The organism is Reichenbachiella faecimaris, assembly GCF_900176375.1.
In the GTDB taxonomy this organism is placed as follows: domain Bacteria; phylum Bacteroidota; class Bacteroidia; order Cytophagales; family Cyclobacteriaceae; genus Reichenbachiella; species Reichenbachiella faecimaris.
Map to the genome: position 1 here is coordinate 1,065,204 of NZ_FWYF01000002.1, position 13,260 is coordinate 1,078,463.

A 13,260-nucleotide genomic window follows, 5' to 3' on the forward strand; every position below is an offset into this window, starting at 1 on the left:
TCCATTGGAATGAGTGAAGAATTATTGATTGAAGACAAAGCTAGGCTAAAGAAAGTATCAAGCATTTTGGTTTCTCAGCCAAAGCCAACAGGTGACAAGTCACCTTATTTTGATCTCGCAGAAAAGTATAATATTAAAATTGACTTCAGACCCTTTATCCAAATCGATCCGGTCGATATTAAAGAGTTTAGAGCTCAGAAAATAGATATTTTGAAACATTCGGCTGTAATTTTTACAAGTCGAAACGCTGTTGACCACTTTTTCAGATTGGCTGCTGAAAGCAAAGTTGAAATTCCGTCAGACATGAAATATTTCTGTATTTCTGAGCAAACGGCTAACTACCTTCAGAAGTACATTGTTATCCGCAAGAGGAAAATATTTACTGGATCGAGGACAGCAACGGAATTACTTGAAGTGTTGAAAAAACACAAAAACGAGAAGTATATTTTTCCTTGTTCTAATATCAGAAAAAATGACATTCCTGATTTTCTGAACGAAAATGGGTTTGATTGTACTGAAGCTATAATTTATAAAACTGTAGCCAGCGATTTATCTGATTTGGCAGATGTTAATTATGATATCATTGCTTTTTTCAGTCCATCAGGAATTAACTCATTGATGGTTAATTTTCCAGATTTCGAGCAAAAGAAAACAAGAATCGCTGCTTTTGGCCCCACAACAGCCCAGGCGGTAAGAGATGCAGACTTAATTCTGGATATTCAAGCGCCTTTGCCAAATGCCCCATCAATGACTGGTGCTTTGGAACTGTACATCAAGAAGGCCAATAATATTTAGAATTCACCAAATAGTGACAGCCTAGGTAAGGGTATTTTCAATTTTTGATTATTATTACATAACACGTTGTTTGTTACAACGTAATGTAATTGTAAAACCCCTATGAGGAGAATCATCACTATCATTGTTGTACTGATTGCGTTTGGCTATAAATCCAATGCGCAACAGGATCCTCATTTTACTCAGTACATGCTTAATAAATCTTATTGGAGCCCTGCGCTAACTGCACTGGATGGAAAAGGTAGTGTTAGTGTATTGAGTAGAGCCCAATGGCTGGGCTATGAGCCCACATTTGAGCAAGATGGAGGAGCGCCATCTACACAGTTCCTGAATTTTTCCACACCAATTACGCTCAAAAAAATACCATTAGGTATAGGTATGAATGTAGTTTATGACAAACTAGGTGCATTGAGCAATGTTGGGACACAGATTTCGATAGCATATCATAAGAGCTTAAACAGAGGAGTGCTAAGTCTTGGTATAAGGCCAGAATTTATGAATCAAACTTTGGATGGCACAAGATTGAGGACTGTCGTGCCAGATCCTGCCATACCAAATACAAGGGAATCTCAATCTGTTTTTGACTTGGCATTGGGCATCAGCTACTCAACTGATAATTATATAATAGCAGGCGGGGTGAATCATCTATTAAGACCTGAAATGAATTATGGGCTGGACGGTTCAAGTTTGGTAGATAACAAAACAAGTATAGTATATAATCTCTATGGAGAATACAATTACAGACTGACCTACAATATTGATTTGACGCCATCACTTTTGGTCACCTCAGATTTGAATACCTATTCAATAGATCTTAGCGCAATGGCCACTTATAACAAAAAAGTATGGGCTGGATTGAGCTATCGAAACAATGAAGCCATGGCGTTATTGATGGGTTATTCTTTCTTGGACAATAATCAGTTGAAGGCTGGATACTCTTTTGATTATGTAATCAAAGAGCAATCTGCTAAACAACCAACCTCTCACGAAATATTCATACGTTATGATCTCCCGTCTATTTCTACTGGAGCCAAAAAGATTATAAGAACCCCAAGATTTCGCTATTAAATAAGCAATTAGTTGGTTGGAAATGGTTGTAAAACAAGCGCTTTTCTTATTTTAGCAGCGTGTTATAATTTTTGTTCAAGATTTAATGTATCTTGAATTGTAAAGATTATATTTATGGTTTAAACCGTGCAATATATTTTGTGTATACTTGTTATGTTAAAGTATGAATGTTATAAAAATTGTGTTATGAATAAATTTAGTGTAAGCCGAATTTTTTCGTTTCTTTTCCTATTCATTATCCTTATTGGTACCCAGAGCTGTAGCCTTCTCAATATTTTTGGGGGGAAAGGTGAAGCAATGGATAGCAATGGAGAGTTGATAGGTGCACAGGGACGTGAAGGTTGGGAAATGACTCGGCCTTTTGGTATGGTAGCAATTCCTCCGGGAACCTTCCACATGGGGCAGGCGGATGAAGATGTAGCTGCTACTCAGATCAACTACAACAAACAGGTGACTATCGGGCCATTTTACATGGACGATACGGAAATTACAAATAATGAATACCGACAATTTGTTGAGGATATTACGGAAGGATCAGAAACAGATCTTCCAGAAGGATTTGTGGTTGAGGATTTGGTTCCAGACTCTACTGTTTGGGTAAGAGACTTTACGCACCACATGGGAGATCCAATGATGGTGTACTATTGGTCACATCCAGCGTTTGATAACTACCCTGTAGTCGGGGTGGATTGGGAAGCTGCCAAATACTTCTGCAAGTGGAGAACAGATCATTTGAATAACTTTAGAGCCGATCGTGGACTTTTCCCAATGCCAAATTTCAGATTGCCTTCTGAGGCTGAGTGGGAATATGCTGCCAGAGGAGGACGGGATATGAACAAATATCCATGGGGTAGCCCCTATATCAGAAATAAGAAAGGATGTCTTTTGGCAAACTTTAAGCCTGGTAGAGGTAACTACTTTGATGATGGTTTTGCATACACTTCACCAGTCGGAACATTCTTTGCCAATGACTATGGGTTGTATGAAATGTCAGGGAATGTAGCTGAGTGGGTGGAAGATGCTTTCAACCCTTCTGCTATGCCTTTAGTATGGGATTTGAACCCAACTTATTTTGACGAGGATGAACCCAAAAAAGTTATTAGAGGGGGATCTTGGAAAGACATTGCCTATTACCTGGAAACAGGAACCAAAACTTACGAATTTAAAGATTCAACAAGAGCGTCTATCGGTTTTAGATGTGCCATGACCCATTTGGGAAGATCTGGAGGAAATGAATTTTAATTATTAAAACTGTATTAAATAACCTAAAATATTAAATAATATGAGTGCGAAAAAAGGTGGATTTAAAGAGCTTTTGTTTTCAACAATAATGCCTAAGGTATATGGTATTGGAGCTGCTGTAGTAATTGTTGGTGCCATGTTTAAAATTCTTCACTTGCCAGGTGCTAGTGAAATGCTTACCATTGGGTTGAGTACTGAGGCCGTGATATTTTTCTTAAGTGCGTTTGAACCAAAACACGCAGAAACAGATTGGTCAAAAGTTTATCCAGAACTTGCAGATGATTATGATGGCCCTAAAGCACAACCACGTGCGGCTGTACCTGCTGCTACAGGAGGGGTTTCTCAGCAAATGGATAATATGCTAGCAGAAGCTAAGGTTGGCCCAGATTTGATTAAAAGTTTAGGAGATGGCATGCGCAACATGGCTGATTCTGCCAAGAAAATGTCAAGCTTAGGGGATGCTTCTGTAGCGACCAGTGAGTACGCAAATAATGTAAAAAATGCATCTAAGTCACTCATAGAAATGAACAAGTCTTATGCTTCAACTGCCACTTCAATGGCCGATATGGCAAATGCTTCAAAAGATGCTTCTGAGTACCACTCGCAAGTAAAAAACGTTACCAAGAATTTAGGAGCACTCAATGCAGTATATGAAATGGAGCTTCAAGACGCAAACAGTCATGTGAAAGCGATGAACAAGTTCTATTCAAATGTAACTTCTGCAATGGAAGGTATGGCTGAAGCAGCTAAGGACACTGAAAAATTCAGATCAGGAATGACAAGTTTGAATACCAACATTACTTCATTAAACAAAATTTATGGAAGCATGTTGGCGGCTATGAGAGGTGGGGGAGATACTTCATCAGCTAAATAAGTTAAATAATTTTTTAACCTTAAAAAGCGAAAATTATGGCTGGAGGTAAACAATCCGCAAGAGACAAAATGATTGGCATGATGTACTTGGTACTGACTGCCCTATTGGCTCTGCAAGTAAGTAATAGCGTTTTAGAAAAATTCATTTTCATCAATCAGGCTTTTGAAGTTACTAATGATGAGAAGGTAGAAAACAACGCTAAAAAATTAGAAAGTATTCAAAAAACTGTTTCTGACGCGGGCGATAGAGAAGCTGACGTGGCAGTTTTGACAAAGGCTCAAGAAGTGCGAGCGAGAACGACTAAACTGCTTAAGGATATAGAGGTTTATAAAGATGAGTTGGTTGAAAGAACTGGTGGAATTGTTGATGGTGTCTATCTTGGACAGAAAAATATCGACGAGGCTTCTACTATGTTTGTCAACGAAAATGAAGGAGAAGTCTTGAAAGAAAATCTTAACGGATATTCTGCGTTTCTCAGAGAGTTGACTGGTGATGAGTCTATAGGGAATTTAGCAAAGGATGCCAAAGATATTCCAGTATTTGCGAATGACGAAAACCAAAATATGAAAGGTTTTGCCGAGCTAAACTTTGGTCATAATACGCCAATGGTTGGAGCATTGGCCTCTCTTAGCCAGTTTCAGTCAGATGTAATAAGCGAAGAAACAAAGGCATTGGAGGACTTGGCTGCAAAAGTGGGAGCACAAGACTTGAAGTTCGACCAAATTGTACCTATGGTAAAACCTCACTCTAAAGTAGTGGCTGCTGGTACAAGGTATGAGGCAGATTTGTTTATCGCAGCTTCTTCTTCTTCTGTTTCCCCTACTATGACAGTTGATGGAGAAGAAATAGAAGTTGTAGGTGGAATGGGCAAAGTATCGTTTACAGCAACACCTGGAAACTATGATAAATCTGGTAATTCTACAAAATCATTCATTGGAGCGATTAGTGTAAAAATGCCTGGAGGAAGAGACACAACCTTTGTTGATACGATCGAATATATTGTTTCTAAGCCAGTGATGCAGATTCAGTCTGCGTCTGTTCAGGCGTTATACTTGAACTGTGGTAATGAATTAGATGTGCAAGTACCAGCAATGGGAACATCTTATAATCCTTCTTTTACTACTAAAGGTGGCTCTAATATTTCTGGAGCTAATAAAGGTGAAGTGGTGATTATACCAAATTCAGCTAAGGTTACATTAAGTGTGTCAAGTAGTGGAAACTTAATAGGAACTCAAGATTTCAAAGTAAAAAGAATACCTAAGCCAGAAATAGTTGTTTATGGTAAAGGAGGCCCAGTTAATTTGAAGAGAGGAGTAAAAGGTGCTCCAAGGTCTCTGAAATTGGCTGCTGAACCAGACGAATCATTTGCGCAATTCTTGCCAAAAGATGCGAAGTTCAGAGTGTCTGAATCAGAAGTAAACTTGGTAAGAGCTGGTAGATCAGTTGGTAGTGTGAGACCAAAGGGTCCAGACCTTAATTTGTCATCATTGGCTTCTCAAGCTAGAGAGGGTGATGCATTGGTAATTGAGGTGAAGAAGGTTCAAAGAAGAAATTTCAAGGGTGATATTGAAAACTTCCCTAATTTTGGACCAAGAATCATCACGATAAGAATAAACTAAACAAATAGGTTATGAAGAAATTTTGTTATGTAATTGGCCTTTTTGTATGTTTTGCTCTATTCAATGTTGAGTTGAGTAATGCACAGGAAAAAGCGGATGGATATAATAAAGACTCCGTCTACCCTGTGAATGAGGCGTACAAAATGTTCAAGAAAACAGTTTGGAGAAGAATTGATTTGGAGGAAAAACAAAATGCTCCATTTTTTTCTAGAAATGGAGAATTGTCAACGATCATTATTGATGCAGTAAAAGCAGGATTGTTATTTCCGTATACCAATGACTCCGTAAATACTAGAATGTCTAAAGAGACTTTCTTGGAGAACTTAAAGTTTGAAGAGGAGGGTGGTGGCCTTACTCAAGAGGAAATAGATATGGGCTTTGGTGCTGATGCTGAGGACGATTTCTTTGGCGGTGGAGGTGACGAAGGAGAAGAGCCAGAAGAGGAAATTGTTGACAACAATGAATTTGCTACTCGAGATTTCTCAATTGCAGAAATGAAAGAAGAGGTTTATTTTGATAGAATGAGATCAAGAATATTCTATGATATTCAGTCAATCACACTTTTTCTTCCTGCAGATAAAAACCCTGCGTTATTTGAAAAGCCACTTGCATCTTTCAAGTATAAGGATTTGGTAGCACTTTGGAGAAGTATGCCTGACGAAGCGATTTGGTACAATGCTCAAAACATGTCTGAACATAGAAACATGGCAGATGCATTTAACCTAAGGTTGTTTGGATCCAATTTGACTAAAATTGCCAATCCTAGGGATGACAGGATCGTTGATATTTATACCAAATCAAGAAGAGATGCTATTTTGGCATCTAAACAATTAGAATACGATATGGTTGAGTTTGAAAACGAACTTTGGGAATTCTAGAATTCAATTACGCACTTATAAAATTGAAGGGATCATTTAGATCCCTTTTTTTGTATATAAGCCATAATAAGTTTTGCCTTTGACGAGCCAATTTCAGCTGCTATTTCATCAACAGATGCAGTTGTCATTTTCTTATACGACTTGAATTTGGTCAACAATTTTTGTTTGGTTTTCTCTCCAATACCATCAATCTGATCTAGCTCAGAAGTGACTTGCCCTTTACTGCGTAACGAACGATGGAAAGTAATCGCAAATCTATGGGCCTCATCTCGAAGCTGCTGAATGAGCTTAAGGGATTCTGACTTTTTACTAATATGTAGAGGAATACTGTCCTCAGGGTAGTATATTTCTTCGAGTCTTTTAGCAATTCCAATGATTGGTATGTCCGTATAGATGCCCAATTCTTTTAATGCGTCACAGGCGGCATGTAATTGACCCTTTCCTCCGTCTATGACAATTAGATCTGGAAAATGAAGTTGTTCATCCTGAAGTCGTTTGTAGCGGCGATAGACAATTTCTCTCATAGACCCAAAATCATCTGGGCCTACTACAGTTTTTATTTTGAAGTGACGGTAGTCTTTTTTAGATGGTTTTCCTTTTTTGAAACACACCATAGAGGCTACAGGGTTTGTACCTTGTATATTGGAATTGTCAAAGCACTCAATATGATTAGGAACAGTTTTCAGTTTAAGATCATTCTGGAGTTGCTTAGTAACTCGGCTTTCTTTTTGTTTAGTTTTTTGTGCTTGTGATAAGGCTTCTTTTTTGTGATAGAGTGCATTTTTTAGTGAAAGGTCTACCAGTTTCTTCTTGTCTCCAATCTGTGGCACCACTATTTCCAAAGCGTCCTGCCAGCAATCAAAGTGCTTATTGCTTAATATGGTTTTGGACTCACTATTGAATCGTTCCCTCAATTCAACAATCAATAATTCTAAGATTTGCTCGTCGCCCTCATCCAAACGTTTGGTTACTGTCAGAGAATCTGAAATATTAATAATTCCATTGTCGACTCTCATGTAATTAATAAAAGCCTTTTTCTCTGTGGAAGTAATGGTAATGACATCAATACCCTTTAATTTCTTGTTGACTATAACGGTTCGAGACTGAAACTTATCTAGGAATTCAATTTTTGATTTATACTCTTGAGCAGCTTCAAACTCTAAGTCTTCCGCTGCTTGTTTCATGGATGATAAGAAATGATCTTTTACTATTTTCAAGTGGCCTTTAATGATATGTCGAGCTTGGTCGATTTCTTTTAGGTAGTCATTTTCTCGTTGCAAGCCTTCACAAGGACCTAAACAGTTGCCAATATGGTATTCGAGACAAACTTTGAATTTTTTGTTCTCTATATTTTTTTCTGAAAGCAGGTAGTTGCAAGTTCGGACTTTGTATAAACTTCTAATGAGTTCAAGCACATTGTTCAAAGCCTTAACACTTGTATAAGGACCGAAATATTCACCTTCATTGAGTTCATCTCTCCTTGTTGAATATATTTTAGGGAAACGTTCATCCGAGATACATATAAAAGGAAAACTTTTGTCGTCCTTCAACAAGATATTGTACTTGGGTTGATTTTCTTTGATTAGATTATTCTCTAGCAAGAGCGCATCGTATTCGGAGTCGACGATCACATATTCTACGTGGTCAATTTCTTTAACTAGTTTTCTAGTTTTAAGGCTATTGCCAGTTTGCTTGTTGAAATAACTCGATACTCTTTTTTTGAGGTTCTTAGCTTTCCCTACATAGATTAATACCTCCTTATTGAAGTATTTATAAACGCCTGGAGCGCTAGGTAAAACCTTTAAATCTATGGGATATTTATTTTCACCCAAATTAGTAATTGTTAAAGATCAAGGTCGTCAAATCCTAAATCTAGATTTAAGGAGTCTGAGTCCACGGTTCCGCCTTCATACAGGTCACAGTCTAGTTCTACGCCGAGTGGTATGCTGGGTTTTTTGAAGTAACCTTTTTCTACACCAGTTCTAGGGTCTGCATAGACTTTAAGCATAAAGTTCTCCCAGATCGGGCGAGCAGTTTTACCTCCTTGTCCAAGTGCCCAATGTTTGAAGTGTATACTTCGGTCATCACCACCTACCCAGGCACCAGCAACTAAATCATGGGTTACTCCCATATACCAGCCATCTGACGCATTTTGAGTGGTTCCTGTTTTAGATCCTATCTCGTTATTTTGTTTCAAACGATAATCCAATGCGTGAGCAGATCCGTTTCGTTCTTCCATGGCACCTTTGAGCATATGGATCATGAGATAGGCAGTTTTTTCGCTTAGTGCCTCCCTCCTTTTAGGAATAAAATCTTGTATGACCACACCATTTTTATCTTCAATTCTGGTAATAAAGAATGGTTGAGTCCAAACGCCCTGATTCGCAAATGTGGAATAAGCACCTACTAATTCGTACAGTGAGACTTCACCAATTCCTAGACAAAGTGCTGGCACAGCTGGGAGTGGACTTTCGATTCCACAGGTATGTGCCATATCTACTGCTGCCCTAGGAGTAATTTTTTGCATGATACGTGCAGTTACAGAATTTACTGATGCAGCCATGGCTTGACGGATAGTCATGGTTTGCCCTGTGAATTTGCCATTCGCATTTTGTGGAGTCCAAGTAGGTTTTTCAGGATCATCTAGCATCCACGTAACTGGTGCATCTACTGCAGTGTAGCATGGGGAGTATCCCAAATCAATAGCAGCTGTATATACAAAAGGTTTAAATGTAGATCCTGGCTGACGTTTACTTTGCTTGACATGATCATATTTGAAATATTTATGATCGATGCCTCCAACCCAAGCTTTGATATGTCCACTTTGTGGATCCATAGCCATAAAGCCTGCTTGAAGAAAATGTTTATAATATTTTAAAGAATCGATCAGGCTAAATGTAGTGTCGATTTCTCCGCCCCAGCTAAATACTTTCATGTCTCTGGGATAATTGAGCCAATAGTCTAATGAATCTGAGTTCTCGCCATATTTATTTGCTAGCTCACGGTAATTTGGTGTCCGCTTGATGGCTTTATCTACAAAATCCAGTATTTCGTTGCCATCTTCGTCTATCCAAGGCAAATCTCCTTGCAAATGATCAATGAATACACTCTGTAGGGTGTCCATTTCTTCAGCCATAGCCTGTTCAGCGTAAAGCTGCATTCTACTATCAATAGTAGTATAGATTTTTAGACCATCAGCGAACAAATCGTAATCATTAGTTTTGGCCCAGTTCATAAGAAAATTTCGCATAACGGTTCTGAAGTAAGTCGCCAAGCCTTCGTTCTGATCTTGGACTTTGTATTGCAAGCCAAAATCTGAAGTCTTTAAAGAATCATATGCAGCTTGATCAATTTTCCCGTATTTGAGAAGATTATAAAAAATCTCAGTTCTTTTGTCCATTGCGAATTCTGGATTTCTTATTGGATTGAATCTCGTGGGTTTGTTTATCAGTCCAACTAAGATTGCTGCTTCTTTATAATTTAGTTCACTGGGCAGTTTATTAAAATAGGTCTGAGCCGCTACTTTGATTCCATAGGTATTATTTCCGTATTCTATGGTGTTGAGATACATCGCTAAAATTTCTTCCTTGGTGTAGGAGGCTTCTAACTGGACTGACACTATCCATTCTTTCATTTTGATAATAAAAATACCCATGCCAGGCACATCACTAAGTTTGCCTCCAAGGTCTCGTGTTTTAAAAAGATTTTTCGCTACCTGTTGAGTCAATGTACTCCCTCCTCCTGCATTTTTGTTGCCCAAGAGTATGGTTTGAAAAAGTACCCTGCCAAGTCCTCTGAGATCAATGCCTGAGTGCTTGGTAAAGCGAATGTCTTCTGTGACTAACAATGCGTCAATGAGTTCTTGAGAAAGTTCGTTGTAAGAAACCTCAGTTCGATTGTGCCTGAAATATTTCCCAAGGGAAACACCGTCTGCAGAAAACAATTCAGAAGAAAGATCTGGATCTGGCTTTTCTAATGATTTGGTACTGGGTAGGCCACCAAACAGTCCAAAGGCGTCTATCTTGATTGAATAAAATAGGAGAAAAATTGCCAACACGCCAGTGGAAAGCAAAACCCAAACTAACGTGATTAGTCTTTTGTATTTTTTCATTGCTGGTAGTTTTTCCTGTAGAACACAAGATAGGTGTCTAATTCTTTGGTCTGGTAAAGAATATTAAAATTGTCTTTCGTAATTACGAAATTATAGAATTTGCCAGTCTTATTAATTTTTTCTGCGGGCTTTTCGACTTCTACCTTTTTGTTGAAGTCTATTGCAGATGGCTGGTCAGCAAACTCAGATATCAGTATCATGGAGCGTTTTTCGTCAAGGATTAAGTTTCCAATTTTTAATGAACTACCTTCAGGTATTTGTGTTTTAAAGTATTGTGGCAAAGCGTCTGATAGTTCTTGGCCTGTTTCGTAAACAAAAATGAAAAAATGAGGTTTGTCGAACTTTGAAATATACTTTGCCTTAGTACTGTTGACTAAGTTGATTTGATATTGTTCAGAGGCTGTTACCAAAGAGTCTGCGTAAGGAAGCAATTCGCTTTCCGAATAAGTCTTAATAAAATTATTGAGTTCGTATTGGTACTTGTAGATAGATTCAGACTTGCCTTGGACAAGAATTTTCAATAAGGCCATGTTGTCGATAAAGTCATTATCAGGGTAATCGCGCAAACCGTCATTGATTAAGTTCATGGCTTGTTGATAATCCCCTAATCTGTAGCGGGAGTAGGCCTGTGCGTATACTTGCTTAAGTTTTTCACTGGCTGCTTGTGACTCTGCTCTGTAATTGGGGTTGATGATAATTTTAGCGTAGATACTTTCTGGTGCTTCATTAAGCAACAGATTCTTGTAAAAATTGGACTTTGGAATATTTTCTATTTCCTTGAATATAATATAGAGCAAGTACATGACTTCGTGTCTATACTCAGAAGCTGGAAAACGATTAAATAGGCTTTCATAAGTTTCTGCTGAGTTGTGTTTTTCGTCTAGGTCGAAGTTGTATATTTTGCCTAATTGATAAGTGGCCTCTTCTATTTCATTGAGCAGTTTCTGTTTGTCTTCATCGGTTTGAGGCAAAGTAGCTAAGAGTTCTTCTTTATCTATTTTGAATTCCGCTTCCTGGTCTTCCTCAGCTTCAGAGGTCTTCTCTCCATCAGTGCTAATACCCGCTCCTTCATCCGTTATGACTATGGAAGTAGCACTATTCGAGCGTCTCCAGTTGTCTTCTAGTACACGGTCTCCCCAAATTCTTCTGAAATCTGACTTGCCTCTAGAAACAGCACTTGTGTTGTAGAAATACCATGTGGTGCCTTCATAATTATTGGCACCAATGCCTCCAGTATTTTGAGTGAATACACTTTTATTAGCAGCCAGCCGTTCTGCATTTCGCTTTCTTTTTTTCTCGTCCTCTCTTCTTTTCATTTCTGCGGCCTCTTCTCGGGCTATATATGAATCAAGAAAACGATCTAGAGAATCAGCGGGCAGTTTAGTGAGATTCAGTAGACTATCGTTGACTTGGATAATAGCGTACTGCTTAACGAAATTTTCGAGTATTTTTTGACGTGCCTCAATTTCAGCGTATTCCAATTCATCTTTAGGCAGTACACTGAGCGTACTGTCGTAATAGAGTTTTGCCAATTTATATTCAGCCAAACTGTCGTAGTAGATCTTCCCCAAACTCAAATAGCTATGAGCTTTCTGGCGATTGTTGTTCACACTAGATCGTACAGATGAGTTGTAGTAGGTTATACCCTGATCCAAGTTGCCATGACGAACTTCGAATTTGGCCATTTCGTAATAAATCTTGTCCTTGAATTCTTCATTTTTTCTATCTCGCAATAATTTCCTGAAGTATTTTCTCACTTTTTTCGCATCATTGGTTTTAGCCAACTGCGTCACTTGAGCCATGTTGAGTTTGGTGTAAAAAGACAACTCATAAGGTGGGTTGTTTTTAAGTGTCTGTTTATAATAATTGTAAGCCTCACCATCAAATCCTAAGGATTGGTAAACTTGACCTATGATAAAGTTGATTCTTGCTCTTTCCTTAAAGTTGGTTATTAATGCTTCGGCCTGAACCAGGTTTTGTACCATATTATTATAGTCACCACTTTTTTGGTAGAGATACCCACGGGTGAGGTATAGATTTTTAAGGTTTTTCTTACTCAGCTTCTCCTTCTTCAAATAATCTGAAACTGCTATTGCATTATTGCTTTCTTTGTATTCAATGAAAGTTCTCATCAGAGCTACAAGTGCCTCGTGCTTGGCATTGTCATCCTTCCCTTTTGTATTGACATATTTGAAGGTCTCTACTGCGTTGGGGTAGTCCAAACTATAAAACCTTGCCTTGCCCACGAGTACATAAGAATCATCTTCCCATTTAGATCCTTTATGACGCTGAATGGCCAAGGAAGCTTTCTCAATACAATCTTCTATTTGATCAGAAAATGAATTGGCAGAGGCAGAATCAAACTGAGGAAAAATCGGAAGAATCAAATTGTAGTTCCATTCGTATTGGTCTTCAATGGATTGCTCGATAGATTTGACATGCTCCAGTGCTATAAAGTAAGCATTGTAATGAGCTGTCATATTGTGATAGGAATTGCTCATCACGTTATTTTTTTCCGGGGCACAGGAATATAAAATAACGGCAAGGCCGAGCAACAGTTTTATACTTCGATGGATCAAATTCAATGTTTTCGAATAAACGCCAATTCAATTGCAATTAATACAATATTGGCTTACTAAATATCTATTAATATATATTTTTACCACAAATCAG

The 13,260-nt window shown here is 38.2% G+C and carries 9 protein-coding genes; 6 read left to right on the forward strand and 3 right to left on the reverse strand.

From position 1 onward, the window contains the following. The first annotated feature begins 9 nt into the window (after window positions 1-9). The 6 genes from B9A58_RS12385 (at window position 10) to porN (ending at window position 6,476) form a co-directional block, all read left to right on the forward strand. Window positions 10-795 (forward strand): uroporphyrinogen-III synthase, encoded by a 786-nt coding sequence (locus B9A58_RS12385; RefSeq protein ID WP_084373152.1) that lies wholly within the window; start codon window positions 10-12, stop codon window positions 793-795. Between the two features lie 102 nt (window positions 796-897). Then, window positions 898-1,863 (forward strand): PorP/SprF family type IX secretion system membrane protein, encoded by a 966-nt coding sequence (locus tag B9A58_RS12390; RefSeq protein WP_084373153.1) that lies wholly within the window; start codon window positions 898-900, stop codon window positions 1,861-1,863. 186 nt (window positions 1,864-2,049) lie between these two features. Continuing rightward, on the forward strand, window positions 2,050-3,105 hold the full coding sequence (gene porK / locus B9A58_RS12395; RefSeq protein WP_084373154.1) for a T9SS ring complex lipoprotein PorK/GldK: 1,056 nt from the start codon (window positions 2,050-2,052) through the stop codon (window positions 3,103-3,105). Window positions 3,106-3,145: 40 nt separating this feature from the next. Continuing rightward, window positions 3,146-3,979 (forward strand): type IX secretion system motor protein PorL/GldL, encoded by an 834-nt coding sequence (gene porL, locus B9A58_RS12400; protein ID WP_084373155.1) that lies wholly within the window; start codon window positions 3,146-3,148, stop codon window positions 3,977-3,979. A 35-nt stretch (window positions 3,980-4,014) separates the two neighbouring features. Continuing rightward, window positions 4,015-5,598 carry a type IX secretion system motor protein PorM/GldM gene (gene porM / locus B9A58_RS12405; RefSeq protein WP_084373156.1) on the forward strand — a complete coding sequence of 528 codons (1,584 nt, stop codon included), beginning with the start codon at window positions 4,015-4,017 and terminating at the stop codon, window positions 5,596-5,598. Window positions 5,599-5,609: 11 nt separating this feature from the next. After that, complete coding sequence (gene porN, locus B9A58_RS12410; RefSeq protein WP_084373157.1) at window positions 5,610-6,476, forward strand: type IX secretion system ring subunit PorN/GldN; 867 nt, start codon at window positions 5,610-5,612, stop codon at window positions 6,474-6,476. Between the two features lie 32 nt (window positions 6,477-6,508). On the opposite strand, the gene uvrC is transcribed toward porN, so the two are convergent. Genes uvrC through porW form a run of 3 tightly spaced genes read right to left on the reverse strand, consistent with a single transcriptional unit; the run spans window position 6,509 to window position 13,172 of the window. Then, on the reverse strand, window positions 6,509-8,308 hold the full coding sequence (gene uvrC / locus B9A58_RS12415) for an excinuclease ABC subunit UvrC (RefSeq protein ID WP_084373158.1): 1,800 nt from the start codon (window positions 8,306-8,308) through the stop codon (window positions 6,509-6,511). A gap of 11 nt (window positions 8,309-8,319) precedes the next feature. Continuing rightward, window positions 8,320-10,587 carry a transglycosylase domain-containing protein gene (locus B9A58_RS12420; protein WP_084373159.1) on the reverse strand — a complete coding sequence of 756 codons (2,268 nt, stop codon included), beginning with the start codon at window positions 10,585-10,587 and terminating at the stop codon, window positions 8,320-8,322. Beyond that, window positions 10,584-13,172: a type IX secretion system periplasmic lipoprotein PorW/SprE gene (gene porW, locus B9A58_RS12425; RefSeq protein ID WP_449421174.1), complete on the reverse strand. Its 2,589-nt coding sequence runs from the start codon at window positions 13,170-13,172 to the stop codon at window positions 10,584-10,586. The genes B9A58_RS12420 and porW overlap by 4 nt, the downstream gene beginning before the upstream one ends. Between the last annotated feature and the right edge of the window lie 88 nt (window positions 13,173-13,260).